The 18,387-nt window shown below is 72.6% G+C and carries 18 protein-coding genes; 8 read left to right on the top strand and 10 right to left on the bottom strand.

Features of this window, described 5'->3' with window-relative positions; genetic code table 11:
• Positions 1-317: 317 nt before the first annotated feature.
• From SD460_RS22640 to SD460_RS22610, 7 genes are all read left to right on the top strand, one after another.
• Positions 318-1,145: an RICIN domain-containing protein gene (locus SD460_RS22640; RefSeq protein ID WP_318306696.1), complete on the top strand. Its 828-nt coding sequence runs from the start codon at positions 318-320 to the stop codon at positions 1,143-1,145.
• Positions 1,146-1,196: 51 nt separating this feature from the next.
• Positions 1,197-2,213 carry an NlpC/P60 family protein gene (locus tag SD460_RS22635; RefSeq protein WP_290061000.1) on the top strand — a complete coding sequence of 339 codons (1,017 nt, stop codon included), beginning with the start codon at positions 1,197-1,199 and terminating at the stop codon, positions 2,211-2,213.
• A 9-nt stretch (positions 2,214-2,222) separates the two neighbouring features.
• Positions 2,223-2,654 carry a hypothetical protein gene (locus SD460_RS22630; RefSeq protein WP_290060999.1) on the top strand — a complete coding sequence of 144 codons (432 nt, stop codon included), beginning with the start codon at positions 2,223-2,225 and terminating at the stop codon, positions 2,652-2,654.
• A 4-nt stretch (positions 2,655-2,658) separates the two neighbouring features.
• Complete coding sequence (locus SD460_RS22625; protein ID WP_290060998.1) at positions 2,659-3,774, top strand: hypothetical protein; 1,116 nt, start codon at positions 2,659-2,661, stop codon at positions 3,772-3,774.
• A gap of 302 nt (positions 3,775-4,076) precedes the next feature.
• On the top strand, positions 4,077-5,477 hold the full coding sequence (gene gadC, locus SD460_RS22620; RefSeq protein ID WP_290060997.1) for a glutamate/gamma-aminobutyrate antiporter GadC: 1,401 nt from the start codon (positions 4,077-4,079) through the stop codon (positions 5,475-5,477).
• Positions 5,474-5,818: a hypothetical protein gene (locus SD460_RS22615; protein WP_318306695.1), complete on the top strand. Its 345-nt coding sequence runs from the start codon at positions 5,474-5,476 to the stop codon at positions 5,816-5,818. The genes gadC and SD460_RS22615 overlap by 4 nt, the downstream gene beginning before the upstream one ends.
• Before the next feature lie 5 nt (positions 5,819-5,823).
• On the top strand, positions 5,824-7,164 hold the full coding sequence (locus tag SD460_RS22610; protein WP_318306694.1) for a dipeptidase: 1,341 nt from the start codon (positions 5,824-5,826) through the stop codon (positions 7,162-7,164).
• Positions 7,165-7,167: 3 nt separating this feature from the next.
• Here SD460_RS22610 and SD460_RS22605 read toward each other — a convergent pair whose 3' ends face one another.
• Genes SD460_RS22605 through SD460_RS22595 form a run of 3 tightly spaced genes read right to left on the bottom strand, consistent with a single transcriptional unit; the run spans position 7,168 to position 9,126 of the window.
• Positions 7,168-7,494: a hypothetical protein gene (locus SD460_RS22605; RefSeq protein WP_318306693.1), complete on the bottom strand. Its 327-nt coding sequence runs from the start codon at positions 7,492-7,494 to the stop codon at positions 7,168-7,170.
• A gap of 32 nt (positions 7,495-7,526) precedes the next feature.
• Complete coding sequence (locus SD460_RS22600; RefSeq protein WP_318306692.1) at positions 7,527-8,321, bottom strand: SDR family NAD(P)-dependent oxidoreductase; 795 nt, start codon at positions 8,319-8,321, stop codon at positions 7,527-7,529.
• A 4-nt stretch (positions 8,322-8,325) separates the two neighbouring features.
• The gene (locus SD460_RS22595; RefSeq protein ID WP_290062430.1) at positions 8,326-9,126 is read right to left on the bottom strand and encodes an alpha/beta hydrolase; all 801 of its coding nucleotides are present in this window, start codon (positions 9,124-9,126) and stop codon (positions 8,326-8,328) included.
• A 146-nt stretch (positions 9,127-9,272) separates the two neighbouring features.
• Between SD460_RS22595 and SD460_RS22590 the strand changes: the two genes are divergently transcribed.
• Positions 9,273-10,235 (top strand): LysR family transcriptional regulator, encoded by a 963-nt coding sequence (locus tag SD460_RS22590; RefSeq protein ID WP_290062431.1) that lies wholly within the window; start codon positions 9,273-9,275, stop codon positions 10,233-10,235.
• Between the two features lies 1 nt (position 10,236).
• Here the strand turns inward: SD460_RS22590 and SD460_RS22585 are convergent, their stop codons facing one another.
• Genes SD460_RS22585 through SD460_RS22555 form a run of 7 tightly spaced genes read right to left on the bottom strand, consistent with a single transcriptional unit; the run spans position 10,237 to position 18,377 of the window.
• Positions 10,237-10,968, bottom strand: a complete 732-nt coding sequence (locus SD460_RS22585; RefSeq protein WP_290062432.1) for a hypothetical protein — start codon at positions 10,966-10,968, stop codon at positions 10,237-10,239.
• Positions 10,965-11,906 carry an ATP-grasp domain-containing protein gene (locus SD460_RS22580; protein WP_318306691.1) on the bottom strand — a complete coding sequence of 314 codons (942 nt, stop codon included), beginning with the start codon at positions 11,904-11,906 and terminating at the stop codon, positions 10,965-10,967. Before SD460_RS22580 ends, SD460_RS22585 begins: the two co-directional genes overlap by 4 nt.
• Entirely contained in the window at positions 11,903-13,396 is a 1,494-nt protein-coding gene (locus tag SD460_RS22575; RefSeq protein ID WP_318306690.1) for a hypothetical protein, read from the bottom strand. The genes SD460_RS22580 and SD460_RS22575 overlap by 4 nt, the downstream gene beginning before the upstream one ends.
• Positions 13,396-14,136 (bottom strand): hypothetical protein, encoded by a 741-nt coding sequence (locus SD460_RS22570; RefSeq protein ID WP_290060891.1) that lies wholly within the window; start codon positions 14,134-14,136, stop codon positions 13,396-13,398. The genes SD460_RS22575 and SD460_RS22570 overlap by 1 nt, the downstream gene beginning before the upstream one ends.
• Entirely contained in the window at positions 14,133-16,385 is a 2,253-nt protein-coding gene (locus SD460_RS22565; RefSeq protein ID WP_318306689.1) for a hypothetical protein, read from the bottom strand. Before SD460_RS22565 ends, SD460_RS22570 begins: the two co-directional genes overlap by 4 nt.
• Before the next feature lie 4 nt (positions 16,386-16,389).
• Positions 16,390-17,859, bottom strand: coding sequence for a baseplate J/gp47 family protein (locus SD460_RS22560; protein ID WP_290060888.1), 1,470 nt, complete (start codon positions 17,857-17,859; stop codon positions 16,390-16,392).
• Positions 17,856-18,377, bottom strand: coding sequence for a hypothetical protein (locus SD460_RS22555; protein ID WP_290060887.1), 522 nt, complete (start codon positions 18,375-18,377; stop codon positions 17,856-17,858). Before SD460_RS22555 ends, SD460_RS22560 begins: the two co-directional genes overlap by 4 nt.
• Positions 18,378-18,387 lie beyond the last annotated feature (10 nt).

The following is an 18,387-nucleotide window of genomic DNA, read 5'->3' as shown; positions in this document are numbered from 1 at the left end:
CACAACGGCCTCCCCCGGCACGCAATCCCGCCCCGCCCGGTTCACCGGGGCCGTTCCGAGCGTTCCTGCGACCCCGGGAGCACGGCAACAGGAGCCGGTTGTCCCGGACAGCGCCGGGCGCGTCCGGCCTGTTCAGCGTGGCCGCGCCGGGCGTTGTCCGGACGACCGGACAGACTCTGTTGCCTCGCCGCGGCTTCGTCCGGTAAGCCTGTTCGGTGGAGACTGAACGCGGAAATCCCGCTTCCGCGCGCGACTCGGTCGAATTCGTCGAAGCCTTGCGCGCGTTGAAGGAACGGTCAGGACTCACCCTGCGGCAATTGGAGGAACGGGCTACGGCCAACGGGGACGTGCTGGCCCGCAGCACCGTCGCCGATCTCCTCCGGCGGCCGACGCTGCCGCGTCCGGAACTGCTGGCCGCGTACGTGCGCGCGTGCGGCGACGAGGACCGGTTGCCGGAGTGGATGGGCACGTACGAACGCCTTGTCCGCGAAGCCACCGACACCGCGGCTCCCGAAGTCCCGCCCGCCGCACCGCGAGCCGGCGGCCGGGCGAAGCTCGCGGCCGCCGCGGCCACGGTGCTGGTGGTGAGCGCGGTCGTCGTGCTGGTGCTCACGCTGACCGGCGATCCGGCCACGCCCGGCGCGGGGAGCGAACCGACGCCGAAGCCACTGCCGGACATTCTGGCGATGTCTTCCGCCGGGACGTGGAGCCGCATCCGGCCGGCGCGCACCCCGGAGTTGTGCCTGACCGAGGGGCGGGACCGGTCGGGCCGGTACACGTCGGCGATCGCGGCCCAGCTCCCGTGCGCCGAACCCGGCGGGCCGCGCACCTTCCTCCAGCCCGTCGGCGACGATCTCACGCAGATCAAGTGGGAACACCCGGTGGACAAGGGCATGGGCTGCTTGACGATCCGGACCGAGAGCCCGGCGAAGGACATGCTCGAACCGGAGGAGGACTGCCGGATCCACGATGAGGCGCAGCTCTTCCGGATCGAGCGCTTCGGCGACGGCTACCGCGTCCGGCGGGCGCACACCGACCGGTGCGTGGGCATCCACAACGACGACACCGCGCGCGGCGCCGAGGCCGTCGAGCAGCCGTGCGGCGACGTCGCGGCCCAGCGGTTCCTGGTCGACCTGGACGTCTGACGCCCACGTTCGAGCCACGTTCCAACCACGCCCGGCCGCCACCCTGGCGGCATGAAAAGCACACCGAAACGGTCGCTGCTGGCTTTGCTCGCCGCCGTGACCATGGGTACGACCATGCTCGTCGCCGCCGGGCCGGCGGGTGCCGCCGAGCCGCGGGGCACGCGGATCAGCCGGGCCGAAATCATTTCGCGCGCGCAGGACTGGTGGCAGCGGCAGATTCCGTACAACCAGCTGGACGACGCCACCGACGTGGAGGGCGTGCACTACCGGACGGACTGCTCGGGCTTCATTTCGATGGCGTGGCGGCTGCCGACGAGCCGCACGACCGACACCCTCGACGACATCTCGACCGAGATCGCCAAATCCGACCTGCAGCCCGGCGACATCATGATGTGGGACGGCTCGGGTAACGACGGGCACGCCGTCCTGTTCCAGAAGTGGGAGGACAAGTCCGCCGGGACGTTCTGGCTCTACGAAGAGGCCAGCACGAACGACGACATGAACCACCGCGTCGGGAAGCTCGGCGACTTCACGCACATGAAGGCCTACAAATACGGTGACGGCGACGGCGACTTCGATCCCAAGAACGAATCGTTCGCCGAGGTCGACGGCACGGAAACGACGACCTTCAGCACCTCGTCCACCTACTGCAACACCAGCGATCTGCCGCTGTTCCGCCTGACCGGCTTCCGGAACGTCGAAGCGCGCATCTTCTCCTGCGCGCGGTACGAGGCGTCGGACGACACCGTCCGGGGCTGGATGGCCGTGCAGTGGTGGCCGTACGCCGGAACCGACGACGACAGCTCGGTCACGGTCGGCGCGAAGTTCGACGGCTTCGGCCTCCACCCGCAGCTCCAGATCGGCACGATCACGCAGCGGGAGGCTGTGTGCTGGCTCGGCGGCGACATCAACGCGGCCGCGAACGGCCTGCGCGCCTGCTACTACGCGATGCCCGCGAAACCCGGCGCCTGGTCCCTCGACGGCTGGGTGAACTGGGACGAGAACAACGACGGCGAGCCGCCGTTCGGTCCGAGATACACCTACGGCAGCCCGATCATCAACCGATAGGGGAAACTGATGAAACCTGTTCGGACAGCGGCACTCGCCGCGTTGCTCGCACTCGGGCCCACTGTGGTCTGGGCCGGCGAAGCGGCCGCGCACCCCGTCAGCAAGAGCTACCAGGTCGTCGGGCGCACGCCCGGCCCGGTCAGCAAGGTGTTCGGCAAGGGGTTCTACCAGGGCTACGTCAACGAGCCCGGCAACGTCATGTCCATCGACGCCTGCGACATGCTCGCCGACGGCAAGCGGGTCGTCGTCCGGGTCTACAACTCGTCGCAGAGCTTCAAGGTCCAGGACGCCGACGGTGCCGGCAACTCCTGCGTGCGACGGGACAACGTCCCGCACCTGATCGTCGGGACCATGGAGGTTTGCCGCCAGGAAGGGGCCGGCGGCACGCCTTTCGACTGTGACTACTCCACTTTCGACTACAGCTACTACTGGGAGACCTGAGGCCATGTCGCGATTCCTGAAGATCTTCGCGGTTCTTGTACTGGGGTTGACCGGTGCATCAGTCGCCCCGCTCACCGCCACGGCCGGCTCCGCCGCGGTCGGCGCGGCCGCCGCCTGCCGCTACGACGACAGCGGCACCAAGCGGGTGCAGGCCATTTACGTGCGCTCCACGTCGGACGCCGACCGCTACGCGGAAATGGCGCCGAAGATCGACAGCATGGCGAAGTCGGTCAGCTTCGCCGTCGACACCTCCGCGATCCGGACCGGTGGCGCGCGCCGGGTCCGTTTCGTCCTCAACGCGGACTGCTCGGTCAACGTCGCGAACGTCGCCCTTCCCTCACCCGTCGACATCAACAACGACCGCGCGGTCGCGGACAGCCTGAAGGCGCGCGGGTACGACAGCACCGACCGCAAGTTCGTCGTCTTCGCCCAGACCGGCGCCTACTGCGGCAACACCTTCGACGGCACCTTCACCACCGGCCCCTCCTGGGCCATGCTCGGGAGCGGGTGCTGGGAGTGGAACGCCGCGGGCCACGAACTGCTGCACGCGCTCGGCGCTGTCAGCCCGAACGCACCGCACGGCACGCCCGGCAGCCACTGCTGGGACGACCCCGACATCATGTGCTACGACGATGACGACAAGCCGAACACCTACCCGCTCCAGGACCTCTGCCCCAAGTCGGTCGAAGACGACAGCGTCGACTGCAACAATGACGACTACTTCAACACCGACCCCGCCGCGGGTACGTGGCTGGCGAACCACCCGAACAACAACGTCGCCACGAGCCCGTTCCTGACCACCAACGGCGACGGCCCGGTCTACACGGGCAGCAAGACCATCGCCACCGCGCGGGCGGGCGCGAACGCCTACGTGACGAAGTACCAGCGCTTCGACGGGAACTGGGCCGCGAAGGCGAAGATCGTGACCACCACGAGCAGCCCGTTCTATTCGGCGGTACTGGCCGTGCGGACGGCGAGCGGAGTCCGCTACATCCCACCGGCGGGCGTCCCGCGCGGCACGGCGGCGTACGTGACGGTGGAGCTGAACGACTCGGTCGAGTTCAAGCTGTGCGAGGGCAATGCCGCCGCGAAGAGCGGGTGCACGGCCACTTGGTGGTGACGACCGGTGGGTGTGGCCGCGGGTCCGGGCTTCCGGGCCCGCGGCTGTGATCCTCGCACCGTCGCCGGCGACTTGGCCGGTGCGTGCGCCGGTCTCACCCGTGACGGGTGGCCCGGCGCGATGCCTCGCGGCACACCATGAGGCCTCCGTCCAGGCGAGACCGGGAGGCCGACACCCATGACCACCACCCACGCACCGCGCCGACCCCTTCCCAGGCCAACGGGAGCGGCTCGATGAGCAGCTCCGGCACGCCGGTGCGGAGCGGTCCTGGCACGGCGCCGCCCACCGAAGGAACCGGGCCCGTGCGGCGGCCGGCTGCCGCGTGGATCTCCTGGGTGGCGCTCGCGCTCATGACCACCAGTTCCGTCGCGAGCCTCCGCCCCGCGCCCACGATGGCCGTGTACGGGCTTGCCGCCGTCTTCCTCTACGTCGTCCCGGCGATCGTCTTCCTGCTGCCGACGTCGCTGGTCTCCGCCGAGCTCGCTTCGGGCTGGTCCGGCGGGGTCTACAACTGGGTGGCGCTCGGCCTCTCCAAACCACTCGGCTTCCTGGCCGTCTGGTGCCAGTTCGCGATGACGATCTTCTACTACCCCAGCCTCCTCGGCTACGTCGCGAGCACGCTGGCCTACGTCGTCGACCCGGACCTGGCGGGCAACGGGTGGTGGACGGCCGCCGTCATCGTGGTGGCCTACTGGTCCGGGGTCTGGATCTCTTCGCGGGGCACGAAAGGCGTGGCCGGGCTCGCCGGTGGCGGGCTCGTCATCGGCACGCTCGTTCCCGGGGTCCTGCTCGTGGTCCTCGGGCTCGTGTTCCTCGGCCAGGGCCACCCGTCCGCCGCGCCGATGTCGGCCGGGCACCTGCTGCCCGAGTGGGCCGGGCTGGCGAGCCTCGTGCTGATCGTGAACAACTTCCTGTCCTACTCGGGCATGGAGATGAACGCGGTGCACGTCTCTTCGCTGCGCAAGCCGGGCAAGGAGTTCCCCCGGGCCATGTTCCTGGCGATGGGGCTGGTGCTGCTGATCTTCGTCCTGCCCGCGCTGGCGATCAGCTGGGTCGTGCCCGCCGACCAGCTCTCCCTCACCGCCGGGGTGATGCAGGCCTTCGACGCGGTCTTCGCCGCCTTCGGCCTGCACTGGCTGACGCCGCTGATCGGCGTCATGCTCGTCCTGGCTTCGCTCGGCGGAATGCTGACCTGGCTGGCCGGTCCCTCCAAAGGCCTGCTGCTGATCGCCCGGCAGGAGGGCTACCTGCCGCCGTTCCTGCAGCGGCTCAACAAGCAGGGCGTGCAGCAGAACATCCTCGTCACCCAAGGCCTGATCACCACGCTGATCGCCCTCTGCTACGCGTTCCTCCCGGACGTTTCGAGCGCGTACTGGATCTTCTCGGTGATCACCACGCAGGTGTACCTGATCATGTACCTGCTGATGTTCGTCGCGGCGGTGCGGTTGCGCCGCAAGCACCCCGACCACCCGCGCGGGTACCGCGCGCCGATGCTGCTCGGCCTGTGCGGGGTCGGGTTCTGCGCGTCGCTGGCCGCGCTGCTCGTCGGGTTCGTCCCGCCGTCGCAGTTCGGCTCCGGCAACCCGTGGGTGTACCTCGGCGTCGTCGCGGGCGGTGCGCTCGGGCTGGGCCTGCTGGTGCCGTACCTGTTCTACCGCATGCGGAAGCCTGAATGGCGCCGGCCGGAGGTGCAGCCGTCATGACCACAGTGGACGAATACTCGACGCGCGGGCAGCGGCGGCTCGTCTACGTCGTCGTGGCCGTCGTGCTCGGCGCCTTGCTGGTCGCCGGGTACGGGCTCTTCCGCTCGGCGCGGTCGGCGGCCGCCGCCGTCTGCGCCGACCCGGCCGCCGCGCTCGCCCGGGCCGCGAGCGACAGCGCGCTCGTCAACGGCGCCGGCGGGCCCGGCACGCGCCCCGTCGTCGCACCCGGCGCCGTGGTGCGCGGTCAGCTCGCCGCCATCGAGCGGTACTGCCCCGAACAGCTGGCGGCGTACCGCGACTACGCCGACCGGCTGGCCTTCGCCGTCGAGACGGGCGGGTGACGGCGATGGACCTGCGTGCCCGGATAGCCGCGCTCATGCCGCGAGCGCGTGAAGAACTCGCCGAGCTCGTCGCGATCCGGTCCGTCGCGGACCCGCGGCAGTTCCCGCCCGAAGAATGCCGCCGCGCCGCGGTCTGGGTGGCCGACGCGTTCGCGCGAACGGGGTTCGCCGACGCCCGGCTCGCGGAAACCCCGGACGGCAGCCACGCCGTGGTCGGCACCCGGCCGTGCGGCCGGGCGGACGCGCCGACGGTGCTGCTCTACGCGCACTACGACGTCCAGCCACCGCTGGCGGAAGCCGCGTGGCGCACCCCGCCGTTCGCACTGACCGAAGTGGACGGTCGCTGGTACGGGCGCGGTGCCGCCGACTGCAAGGGCAACATCCTCATGCACCTGACGGCCCTGCGCGCGCTCGGCGACGAGCTGCCGGTCGACCTCAAGCTGGTCGTCGAAGGCTCCGAGGAACAGGGCACGGGCGGGCTGGAGGCGTTCGTGCCCGAGCACGCCGACCTCCTGCGCGCCGACGCGATCCTGGTGTGCGACACCGGGAACGCCGCGGTCGGGGAGCCCGCCGTCACGGTCAGCCTGCGCGGCATGGTCACCGTGGTCGTGTCCGTCGACGCGCTGCCGTCCGAACTGCACTCCGGCGAGTTCGGCGGGCCCGCCCCGGACGCGCTGGCCGCGCTGGTGTCCGTGCTGGCGACCCTGCGCGACGCGGTCGGGAACACCACCGTCCGGGGCCTGCCCAACGACGGCCGCTGGCCCGGTGCCGCCTACCCGGCCGCGCGGTTCCGCGCGGACGCGGGGCTCGCCCCCGACTCCGTCCTGCTCGGCAGCGGCGAGGTCGCGGACACGCTGTGGGCGCGCTCGTCGCTGACCGTGCTCGGCATCGACTGCCCGCCGGTCGTCGGCTCCGCCGCGGCCATCGTCCCGCACGCCAGGGCCCGGCTGAACCTGCGGATCCCGCCGGGCGTCCGGCCGGCTGAAGCGGCCGAAGCGCTGGCCGCGCACCTGAGCGCCGCGGCGCCGTGGGGCGTGCGCCTGTCCGTCGAGGTCGAGGCGACCGGCGAACCCTTCCACGCCGCCACCGACGGCCGCGCCCACCGGGTGCTGGCCGACGCGATGCGGGCCGCGTACGGGCGTCCGGTCAGCCGGCTCGGACAGGGCGGCTCGATCCCGCTCTGCACGGTCTTCGCCGACACCTACCCCGGCGCCGAGATCCTGCTCATCGGCGTCGAGGAACCGCGGGCACGCATCCACGCGCCCAACGAAAGCGTCGCCCCGGAGGAGATCGCCGCCATGGCGCTGGCCGAGGCGTTGTTCCTGCGGGGGTACGGCGAGCGGTGACGGTCAGCTGTGGTCTTGGTGCTCGCCGCCGGTGCAGAAGTGGCGGTCCAGGTACTCGTCCGGCGCCAGCGCGCTGTCCCGCAGCAGCGAGAACACCTCGCTGCCCGGCGTCAGCTCCCGCTCGCCGGACGCGTACCCCTGCGCGAGACCGAGGTAGTCGATGCCGGCCCGGTCCGCGTACTCGTGCGCGTCCGCCTCGGCGAGGGCCAATGCCTCGTCGAGGTCGGCCGCACGCCACAGGGTGATCCGCTCTTCGTACGGTTCTTCGCCGGCGTGCTTCCACCGGAAGACGCAGCGCACCCCGAACCATTCGCCGGATTCGTCCGTCACCACTCCCCCGTCCCCGATGGTCCGGCGGAATTTTAGTGGGTTTCGGTGGTGTAGCCGCCATCGAGGGTGAAGGTCGCGCCGGTGATGTTGCCCGCCACCCGGTCGGCGGCCAGGAAGGCCGCCAGGTTCGCGACCTCCGCCGGCTGGGTGAACCGGCCGGTCACGGCGTGCGTGGCGGCCTCGTCGGCCACTGCACCGGGGGTCGCGCCGGAGCCGGCCGCGACCGTCTCGGCCACGCCGCCCGCGCCGAGCCAGAGGTCCGTCGCGACCGGGCCCGGGTTGATCGCGTTGGCGCGGACGCCCCGCGGGCCGAACTCCTTCGACACCGACTTCGTGAAGTTGACCAGCGCCGCTTTCGCCGCGCTGTAGTCGATGACGCCGGGGTCGGGCAGGTACGCGTTGATCGAAGCGATCGTCACGATGCTGCCCCGGCCCGCGGTCACCATGGTCGGCAGCACGGCCCGCGTGGCGCGGATCGCACTGAGCAGGTTGAGCGTGATCGACCGGGTCCACTCCTCGTCGGTGACCAGCAGGAAGCCGTTCGGCCGCGGGGTGACGGCGCCGACGTTGTTGACCAGGATGTCGACGCGCCCCAGCTCGGTCAGCGCCAGCTCAACCAGCTGGCCCGGGCCCTCGGCGGTGCCGAGGTCCACGGCCAGCGAGTGCGCTTTCCCGGCCCGGGTGAGCGCTTCCAGCTCGGGCCCGGGACGGCGGGCACCGGCGACGACGTGGACGCCCTCGGCGACGAGGGTTTCGGTGACCGCGAGGCCGATACCCCGGCTGGCGCCGGTGACGACGGCGACCCGCCCGGTGAGATCCAGCTCCACGGGCTCAGACCCCGTGCTCGCGCAGCCAGGCGAGAACGGCGTCGGCGACGTCCCGCCAGCCGCTGTCGATGGTGAGCGAGTGGCCCCGGCCCTCGAACTGCTTCAGCTCGGTGACGGCGGTGGAGTCGCGGTACTGCTTGAGCGTCGAGCGGGTGACGACGTCCGGAACGGTGTGGTCCGCGGTGCCGGAGACCAGCAGGAGCGGGCCGCGGTCGGCGCGGTGGGTGTCGACCTTCGCCTGCGAGTGCAGCACGAAGTTCGCGGCCGCGGCCTGGAACAGCGGCCGGGCCGGCGACGGGATCGTCCAGCGCCGGTGCAGTTCGGCCGACTCCTCGTCGCTCAGCGCGTTGCCGAAGCCGAACCGGAACTCCTTCTCCGTCAGCGACACCGACCGGTGCAGGTTGGCCGGGTTGCCCAGCGCCGGCAGCGCCGAACGCAGCTGGGCCAGCGGGAGCGGCAGCACGCCCTTGATCTGCGCCGGGTCGATGGCGACGCCGGCCGCGCCGATGCCCTGGCCGAGCAGCTTCTCGGTGATCAGGCCGCCGAACGAGTGGCCGATGACGATCGGCGGGCGGTCGAGGCCTTCGATGACGGACGCGAAGTGGCTGGTCGCGTCGTCGATGCTGACGTCCGCGACGGCGTCCGGGTTCGCTCTGGCCGCTTCGACGGTTTCGGGTTCGTTCGGCCAGCCGGGCGCGACGGGCGCGTACCCGGCGGCCCGGAAGTGGTCGATCCAGGGGTTCCACGACGTGGCGTGGAGCCACAGACCGTGGATGAACACGACAGGGGTACCCGCGGCGGCCATCGGATCCTCCAGTTTTCGGGACGACGTCTCCGGCAGAAGCCAACACCACCCGGGCCGGATCGTCCAAGACCTGGTGCGTGCGTATCGATAGCCGGGATGGCATCGTTGGCGCCGCCCTGCTTTGCTTCACGCGCGGGAAGGCCCGGATGGACCTCGACCTCAGGCTGGTGCGGTACTTCGTCACGGTCGCCGACGAACTGCACTTCGGCCGGGCCGCCGCCCGGCTCCACATCAGCCAGCCGGCGCTGTCCAAGCAGATCCGCCGGCTCGAGGCCGAGATCGGCGCGCCATTGCTGGTGCGCGACAGCCGCCACGTCACCCTGACCCCGCGCGGCGAGCGGTTCCTCCAGCTGGCGCGGCAGCTGCTGGCCACGGCCGGCCAGATGCTGCGCGAGCCCGCGCCGAACCGCCTGCGGGTCGCGCACATCTTCGAGCTGGACACCAGCCGGGTCGTCACCGACGCCTTCCTCGCCGTCCACCCGGGTGTCGAGGTGGTCCAGAGCCAGATGGACAGCGCCCGCCAGCTCGCCGCGCTGCTCGACGACCACCTCGACGTCGCGATCCTGCGCGTCACCGCTGCCTTGCGCGCCGAACACCCGGCGGGCTGGCAGCACACGCCGCTGCGGCTCGAGCCGTTCCGGCTGGTCGGCAGGCCCGGCGACCCGGACCGGACGTCCGTCTCGCTGCACGAGCGGCCGCTCGAGGTCTTCGCGGACGCCCCCGGCACGGCGCTGTACAACGTGCACGGCCACTACCTGAGCTCGTTCGAGCAGCACACCGGTCTCACGCTGCGCTGGCTGGGCAACCCCGGCACCTTCGACCACTGCCGCGCCGCGCTCGGGCGCGCGCCCGGCAGCGCGTTCCTGCTCGAATTCGACAGCTACGCCCGCCGCTACCCCGACCACGGCTTCCCGGTGCACCGGCCGCGGGAGCTGCAGCCGGTGTACCCGTGGGCGGTGGCCTGGCGCGAAGGCGACGAGGCGGAGACCGTCCGGGAGTTCCTGCGGATCGCCCGCGAAACCGCCGAGCGGCACGGCTGGCTGCGGCCCGAACGGGCCGGTGGCGCGCCGCTGTGGACCCCGCCCGGCGACCTCGCGGCCGCGGAGTAGCTCACCAGTAGAAGATCCAGCGGCCGTCGAGGCGGACGCCGTGGCCCTGGTAGGTCACCCGGCGCTGGCCCGGCGACAGGCAGCGGGACCCGGAAATCCGGTGCCACAGCTCGGACTCGGCGAACACCATCCTGCCGGTGCGGTACGGCACGGTGATCGGCTCGCCACCGCCGCGGCGCCCGGGCGGGGCACCCGGGACGTCGGCCTCCAGGTCGAGGCCGCTGCCGCCGTCCGGCAGTGCGAACGGCACGGTGAAGGTGACCACGGCGGTGATGTCGGCGCTGCGCGCGATCAGGGACGGCGCCTGCGTCTCGAGGGCGTCGACGTGCCAGCCGCCGCCCGCGTACTCGCCCGGCTCGTCGAAGCCGAACACGTGGAAGCCGGGGACGGCGAGCTCGTCGGCGTACACCACCGGCAGCGCGTACCGCTGCTCGAAGAAGGCCGCGACGCGCTCGTGCACGAGGCGGAAGTGCCGGTAGAGCACCCGGCTTTCCGCCCGCGCGCGGTCGGCGTAGTGGCCGAGCCTGCCGCGGCTGCGGTAGAGCGGCTCGCCGACGGTGGCCATGCTGCCGACGCCCGGCATCCGCGCGCCTTCGTGCCACAGCTCGGCCGGCGCCGCGTCCACGGCGGCGCGGACCTGGTCGACTTCCACGGGGGCGAAGAGGTCGGTGGCGAAGACCCGGGCCCCGCCGAAGCGGATCTCTTCGACCGGCCGGGTGTCCATTGTGGTCATCGGGCGCGCTCCTTGCACAACGCCGCCGCGGCGAGCAGCCCGGCGACGGCCGCCGCGATCGGCTGGCCGGTTTTCGATTCGTAGTAGGTGAACCCGGGCGAGGGGTTGACTTCGAAGCAGTACCACTCTCCGTCCGGGGTGCGCCGCAGGTCGATGCCGGCCACCGGCAGCCCCAGCCGCCGGGCCAGGTCGAGGCAGCGGACCGAGACCTCCGGCGGCAGGTCGATCGCGGTCAGGACCGGATCGCGGTGCCCCAGCGCCCGGGCGTACCGGTAGTCGTCGGCGTCGCTGTCCACCTCGGCGGCGAACACCTCGACCCCGACGACGTGCACGCGTACGTCGGTCCCGGGCACGCGGCGCTGGAACTGCGTCGGGCAGGCGGCGACGTCCGCGAGCTTGTCCGTGGACCGCACCCGCCGCACCCGGCTGCGCACCCCGCTGACCGACTTGACGATGACGTCACCGTGCATCCGGATGAACTCCGCGACCTGGTCCGGATCGTTGGTGACGAGCGTCGGCGGCACGAAGAAGCCAGCCCCGGCGATGGCCCGCAGCTGAAACGGCTTCGACGCATTCCCGGCGGCGGCCTCCGGCCGGTTCAGGACGTAGGCGGCGGTGCGATCGGACCAGGCGTTGAGCACCTGGTCGACCTCGGCGGCGTGCCGCCACTCCGGGGAGGAGTGCGCGCGAGCCCGGAGGCCGGGCAGCTGGGTGCTGTCGTGCGGACGCAGGTAGGCGGCGTGGACGCGGCCGAGGTCGAAGGTTTCGCCGGCGACGGTGACGACGGTCCGGCTGGTGCGACCGCCGTCGACTTCGACGGTGGTCTCGAGGACTTGCCGCTGGTCGAGGAAGTGGACGGGCGCATCGAGCCGGCGGAGGTGCGTAAGGACGGCGGACATGGGCTGGTCGCGGATCAGGCCCCAGAGGAGGATGCTCATCCGGCCACCGCCTGCATGCCGGAGTCGTTGAGGGCGGAGTCTTGCATCTCGGGGCCGGTCCCACTGGACGCGGCGGCACCGGCCATGTCGCGGCGGGGACCGCCGCCCGGCACGGCGGTGGGTGGGTGGGCGGGCGGCTCATCCGGCGCGGCAGCGGGATCGGCCACCTCCCCACCGGTCGGCCCACCCCGCACGGCCGCGGCGGAATCGGCTGGCCCGGTCGGAGCGGCCGATCCCGGTGGCGGCGGTGCCGCGAATGACTCATTGGGGACCTCAGAGGTCCCGAATGAGTCATTCGCGACCTCCACCGCCCCGCCTGCCCGCCGGGAAGCCGCACGGACCTCACGGCCAGGATCGCCGCCCTGCGCGGCGGTAGGTGGGCAGGCGGGCGGCTCATCCGGCGCGGTAGCGGGATCGGCCACCTCGCCACCAGTCGGCCCACCCCGCACGGCCGCGGCGGACTCGGCTGGCCCGGTCGGAGCGGCCGATCCCGGCGGCTCCGGTGCCGCGAATGACTCATTGGGGACCTCAGAGGTCCCGAATGAGTCATTCGCGACCTCCGCCGCCCCGCCTGCCCGGCGCGAGGCCGCACGGGCCTCGCGGCCAGAATCGCCGCCCGACCCGACGGTCGGCGGGCGGCCGGCGGGACCGGCCGCATCGCGGCCAGGACCACCGCCCGGCAGGCGGCCGACAAGCCCACGCAAAGCGGCAGCGGACGGGTGGCCGACCAACCCACCGAGAGCAGCCGCCGGCGCCTCGGGCACGTGGCCAGGCGACTCCCCGACCTCCGCCACCCGCCCACCAGCCGCAGCCCGGCCCAAAGCCACCGCCAAAGCGTCAGCCACCGTAGGATCCCCCACATCCGGCCAAGCCGAAATCTCCCGCACCTCAGCCCGCGCACCCAAGCCCGAAACCGTCGCCGTCAAAAGAGGCGTCCCCGCCAGCGAAGCCAGCGCACGCAACTGCCGCCCCACCAACGGATGCACCTCCCCCACGCAAACGTCCCCCACGACGTGCACCCGCTGGGCCTCCCCGCCCTCCACCACCGGCGCCGCCGGTGACAAGCCGACCGAGCGGTGGACCGGCGCCACCCGCAGGCCCACCGCCGCAGCCGCGTCGGCCCACTCCTCCGGGTACCACGCCGGGCCGTTGAGGCACCTCGGGTTGGGTGGGTTCAGCACCGGTGCGGGACACGCGTCGAGCCAGGCCAGCAGGAACGCCGTCAGCTCCGCCGCCGCATACGGCCGGTCCTCGCGGCGGACCCGGGACAGGTCAGCGCCCGTGATCACCCCGAGCCGGTTCACCACGCCGCGGACCCGGACCGGGGTGCCGAGCGAAACCGACGCGCGAGCCCGGCCCGAACGGTCCACCGAAAGGCTCCACTGGGCCCGGTGCAGCTGGTCCACCGTCAGCAACATCGCCTCGCGGCCCCACCGGTCCGCCAGTGCACGGGCGGCCGAATCGTTCTCGTGCGCCAATATCAGGAGCATCAGCTGTCCTCTTCGGACAGTGCGTCGCGGCCGACGTCGGGGCGGTCCTCCAGGGAGATGAACGTCCGCTCGTCGCCCTCCGAGAGCGGCTCGGCGGCCGAAGGCGGGAAGGTGCCGGCGAGGTCGACGAACTCCTTCTGTCCGTCCTTGCCGCGGTCCTTCTCCTTCCCTTCCTTGCTGTCCTTCTCCTTGCTCTCCTTGTTGTCCTTGCCTTCCTTCTCCTTGGACTCCTTGCCCTCCTTGCTGTCCTTCTCCTTCTCCTTCGACTCCTTGGTCTCCGTCTTGTCCTTGATCGGGTCGATCCGCCGGTCGATCGCGGTGATCTTCACCTGCAGCTCCTGGACCACCCCGAACAGCTCCAGCCGCAGCTCCTTGATGCAGTTGCTGACCGTCCGCAGCGCCTCCGCGATCCCGCCCAGATCGTCCTCGATCGCGTGGAACCGGTGGTTGAACCCGATCTCCGTCGGCGTCTCGCCCGCCTGCACCACCGTCACGCCGTCGATGAAATCCGGGTGCGTGAACGTCGGCTCGAAGTGCAGCTCGCACTGGGGTGCGGTCTGCGGGACCGGCGTCTGGAACACGAACGGCGGGCTCACCGTCGCCGTCAGGCCGGGGCCGGACGAGCGGGCGATCGCCCGGCCCAGCACCGCGACGACGTCGTCCTCCGCGACGCCCGCGGCGCGCAGGGCTTCGACGATCTTGGGGGCCGGGACGCCGTAGACGAGCTGTTCGTCACTCACGAGATCTCTCCTTGTCCTGCCCGCGCGGACGGCGCCAGGCGGTAGTGCCGGTAGGCCCGGGCGGCGGCGATGTTCAGGCCGGTGGACCGGCCGGAACCGTCCACGTCCACGTGCCGCCGCCGGATGGCGAAGGTGTCCGCCCGCACCCCGACGGGCGTCGCCAGCTCGACGATGTTGAGCAGGTGCTCGTACTGGCGCAGGGAAAGCAGCGTGCTGTCGGGCAGCGACGGCCGCCACGTGTACGGGTCGTTCGCGCCCGAACGCTGGCCCACCACGCACGACACGACGCTGATGCCGTCGTTGAACAGCGGGATCCGCACCACCGCACCGCGGCGCGCCGAAAGCGTCGCGTGCTGGTCGCCGAGCCCGCGCACCTGCCAGCGGTGGATCAGCGTGTGCTCCCCCGCCAGGTTGGCGCCCGCCAGCGGCAGTCCCGTCACGCCGAACAGGAGCGCCAGCGTCCCGGCGCCGGTCGCCAGCGCGACCACGCTGCTCGCGCCGGCCGCGGTCGCCGTGGTGAACAGCGGGCTGAGCAGGGCCGAGTTCGCGGTGACCGCGGAAGTGCGCGCCGCGCCGAGGTCGAACAGCACGTAGTCGCGGGGCGAAACGGTGTCCAGCTGCCGGGTGAACGCGGCGACGTCGGTCACCTTCGGGACGCTCCGGCTGTCCAGTGCGGCGTCCAGGCCGGTGACCGTGCTCGTCGGCCGCGCGGCCGCCAGCACCGCGGCGGGATCCGCGACCGGGGTCAGCTGGGCGCCCGCGAGCGCGGTGATTACCGAGACCACCGGGACGTCGTGGTCCGGGTCGGTGGCCGAAACCAGCCGCGCGGTCAGCGTCAGCGGGACGTCACCCGACGCGTCCGGCTCCACGTCGACGACGAGCGGGCCCATCGGCGCGGTGCTGACGAACACCGTGCCGTCGGCGCCCTGCTCGACCGTGCGCAGGCCGCACGCCTTGAGCAGCCACGCCCCGGCCGGGTCCGCCGACCTCGGCCGCGGCACCAGGTTCGGGTCCTTCAGCTGGCCGGCCGCGGTGACGGCGGCGTCGAGCTGGGCGGCGACCGGCGCCGCGAACAGCGCGCCGAAGCCGAGCTCGAACCGGGACCCGCCGGCGTTGTCCTGCCCCTTGAGCACCCGCGGCCACGGCCGGGCCCCGAGCTGGACGCACCGCCGGTCCAAAGTGGTCAGTGCCTCGGCCACGGTGGGCGCGAGCGGCTGGAAGGGCTGCACCTGCCAGGTGGCGAGCGCCGCGCGCTGGGTGTCCACGCGCGCGGCCACGTCCGGTGGCAGCAGGCGGTGGGCGTGCGCGTCGTCGCCCTCGGTGCTGCCGGCCGGCCAGATCATGTGCACCCGCCGGAGCGCGTTGAGCAGCTGCCCGATGGCGGCCGGGGCACCGGGTGCGACCAGCCGGATGGCGATCAGCTGCGGGTCGACCGCTTCGTCGACGCCCACCGCGCCCGCCACCCCGACGTCGGCGAGGAAGTCGTCCAGCGCCGAGTCGAGCCACGGCGTGCTGGGCAGCCGCACGCCGCGCAGGACGCGCAGCCGGTCGCGGTAGGACTCGTCGTCCTCGCGCGTGCCGGGTGGCTGCAGTGGCCGGGTGGCGGGGGTCTGCTCTTCGGCGTCCCAGAACAGCTCGTCGGAGAACCGCGGGCAGGACAGGTCGGCGCCGATCCGGTCGAGCGCGTTGCCGCTCGCCACCGCCAGCGTCCGCGATGCGCGGATCTGCCGCGCGGTGCGCCGGATCCGGCCCTTCTCGTCGAGCAGCACGGTGAGCAGCCGCCCCAGCACCCCCTCGACGAGGTCGAACCGGACGGCCGCGATCAGCTGCGCGGTGCTCAGCCCGACCCCGAGCTCACCGCCGAGGATCCCCCGCGCCAGCACGGAAAACGGCGTGGTGACGTCACCCTTGCCCGCCGGTGGCAGCGCCGCGACCAGCGCGGTGCCCGCCGCCGTGTGCGGTGCGAACGTCAGCACCGGGAGCGACTGCGGCGCACCGCCGCCGGGTTTCAGCGCGGGCAGGATCGTCAGCCCCTGTGCGTCCACATCGGACAGCACGGTGCACAGCACCAGCGGGTGCCGGGTCGTGGTGTCGACCACCGCCTCGGCCTGGCCCGGTGACGTCGTGGCGTGCAGGCTCAGCGCGCGCGGGGTGGCCGCCGGGGACAGCGGCCCGATCAGTTCGGCCGCCGCGGCGGCCAGCACACCGGCACCGAGGTGGTCCGGGTCGAGCAGGGAAGAAGTCGTCATGGCTTCACCGCACCGTCAGCCGGCCGGCGGACTCGACGAAGACCGCGATCTGGTCGGCACCCACGACGAGGTTCTCGTCCAGCTCGAGCACGTCGGGCGAGGTGTCGCTCTCCCCGCCGGACCCCACGGCGTCGACCGCGTACGGGAACCGGATCAGGTGCAGATCGCCGACGTCGACGACGCCGGGTTCCGCCATCATCGCCGCGGACAGCGCCGCGGCCCGCACCGGTTCCGCCAGCGACAGCCCGTCGACGACCCCGCGCAGCCGGGCCGCCAGGCGCTGCTTGAGCGCCAGCGCGGCGGGACTGAGGTTGCGGCTGGCGACCGACCCGGACGGCAGCGGCAGGCCCGCGGTCACCACGTCGGCCTGGACGGTGAAGAACACCTGCTCGGCCCGCACCACGTCGGGGAAGATCCCGACCGGGCGAACGTCCCGGATCGCCTGCTGCACGGCCGCACGCAGCCCCGCCGCGCCGTCCCAGACCGCGGCTTCGGTCGGCGCGACGAGGACGGTGACGAAGAACGGCGACGACAGGTCTCGGTCGGCCGCGAAAAGTCGTTCGAAGAAGTTGAACTGGCCGAAGATCGACTGGGACAGGTCCAGCCCGCCCCAGCCGTCGCGCACCACGACCTGCCGCACGCCGGGGACCAGCGCCACGGTGGCCGCGATCGAGTCCGCCGTCCACAGCGACCGCGGCGCGGCGAGCAGCAGCGCCCGGTAGCGGTCGTCGTCGAACTGCGCGTTGCCACCGGTCAGCGCCTGCGTGTGCTGGACGTGCACCAGGCCCTGGCCGATTGACGACGCCGTCGCGAGGAACCCGGCCGCCACGTCGGCGTCGATCATCGCGGCGAGCTTCGCGTCGGCGATCTCCCACCGGTCGATCCGCTGCGGGTGGCCGCCACCGGCGTCGGTCACGGCGGGGTCGAGGTTGCCCACCGGCCCGGGGTCGAAGCTCGTCACCGGCACCACGGCGGTGGTCACGCCCGTGGTGAACTGGACCGCGGCGGCGAGCGCGACGCGGTGCCCGCCCGGCGTCGAGAGCCGGGAACCGCGGGGCAGCACCAGTTTCGGCACGCTCGACGGCAGCGCCTTCGCCAGCGTCAGCGTCACCGAGCCGGTCGCGCTGAGGAACGGCCGGGTGATCCCGAGCTCCTCGCCGAGGCCGGACAGTGCGCGGCCGCGGGCCGTGCCGACGAAGCTGTCGTCGTACTCCGCCGCCAGCGCGGCCCAGGTCCGCGCGTCCTCGAGGGCGGTGACTTCGAGGAGCTTGCGCACGACGCTGCCGCTCGATAGGTCGATGGCCGGGTCGATCAGCTGCTGCGCGAGCGCGATCTTCTCGGCCAGCAGGCGGGTGAACGGCTTGGGCAGGAACCCCGCCGGGGTCACGCCGAAGCCGGCGCTGCCGGTGGACCGGGTGACGGTCTCGTCGACGGCCAGGACGTCGGTCAGGTCGATGCTGGTGTCGTCGCTCACGGGGCCACCTCTCCGAACGGCGTGCCGGAGGCGAGGCCACCGGTGTTCAGCGTGGCCGGATCGCCGCTGACCGCCTCGAACGAGACGGTGACGTCGAGCCGGCGGGATGCGACGTCGCCGGTGGGCGACGGCGCGGACAGGTCGACCACGCGGCGCACCCGCGGGTCGGCCGCGACCAGCTCGACCACCGCGCTGCGCAGGCCTTCCCGCGCCAGCACCGGGGACGTCTGGTCCACCATCGGCGTCAGGCCGAGGAACCCGAACCGCAGGTTGAAGGGGTCGCTGCCGCGCAAGGTGGTCAGCCCGACCGCGAGGTCCTGGCAGAGCGCGTCCACGCCGTCCACGAGGTCGAGGTCGACGCCGGTGGGGGTGGCGCGCAGGACCAGGTCCCGTGCGGTGTCGGCGGGGTCGGTCAGGTCGGCGCGGACGCCGACGCCGAGCAGCGCGCGGCGGCGGGCGGCGGAGTCGTCTCCCGGCGCGGCGCCCGGGGGCGTCGGGGGCGGGGGCAGGGCGGTCATCGGAGCTCCT

It is taken from the genome of Amycolatopsis solani, from assembly GCF_033441515.1.
Classification (GTDB): Bacteria; Actinomycetota; Actinomycetes; order Mycobacteriales; family Pseudonocardiaceae; genus Amycolatopsis; species Amycolatopsis solani.
This window is presented reverse-complemented; position numbering and strand designations above follow the sequence as displayed.

Excerpts from the sequence above, each read along its gene's own strand:
- SD460_RS22635 (WP_290061000.1), top strand. The coding sequence starts at position 1,197 with ATGAAAAGCACACCGAAACGGTCGCTGCTGGCTTTGCTCGCCGCCGTG.
- SD460_RS22630 (WP_290060999.1), top strand. The coding sequence starts at position 2,223 with ATGAAACCTGTTCGGACAGCGGCACTCGCCGCGTTGCTCGCACTCGGG.
- SD460_RS22625 (WP_290060998.1), top strand. The coding sequence starts at position 2,659 with ATGTCGCGATTCCTGAAGATCTTCGCGGTTCTTGTACTGGGGTTGACC.
- SD460_RS22615 (WP_318306695.1), top strand. The coding sequence starts at position 5,474 with ATGACCACAGTGGACGAATACTCGACGCGCGGGCAGCGGCGGCTCGTC.
- SD460_RS22610 (WP_318306694.1), top strand. The coding sequence starts at position 5,824 with ATGGACCTGCGTGCCCGGATAGCCGCGCTCATGCCGCGAGCGCGTGAA.
- SD460_RS22595 (WP_290062430.1), bottom strand. The coding sequence starts at position 9,126 with ATGGCCGCCGCGGGTACCCCTGTCGTGTTCATCCACGGTCTGTGGCTC.
- SD460_RS22590 (WP_290062431.1), top strand. The coding sequence starts at position 9,273 with ATGGACCTCGACCTCAGGCTGGTGCGGTACTTCGTCACGGTCGCCGAC.
- SD460_RS22585 (WP_290062432.1), bottom strand. The coding sequence starts at position 10,968 with ATGACCACAATGGACACCCGGCCGGTCGAAGAGATCCGCTTCGGCGGG.
- SD460_RS22580 (WP_318306691.1), bottom strand. The coding sequence starts at position 11,906 with ATGAGCATCCTCCTCTGGGGCCTGATCCGCGACCAGCCCATGTCCGCC.
- SD460_RS22575 (WP_318306690.1), bottom strand. The coding sequence starts at position 13,396 with ATGCTCCTGATATTGGCGCACGAGAACGATTCGGCCGCCCGTGCACTG.
- SD460_RS22565 (WP_318306689.1), bottom strand. The coding sequence starts at position 16,385 with ATGACGACTTCTTCCCTGCTCGACCCGGACCACCTCGGTGCCGGTGTG.
- SD460_RS22555 (WP_290060887.1), bottom strand. The coding sequence starts at position 18,377 with ATGACCGCCCTGCCCCCGCCCCCGACGCCCCCGGGCGCCGCGCCGGGA.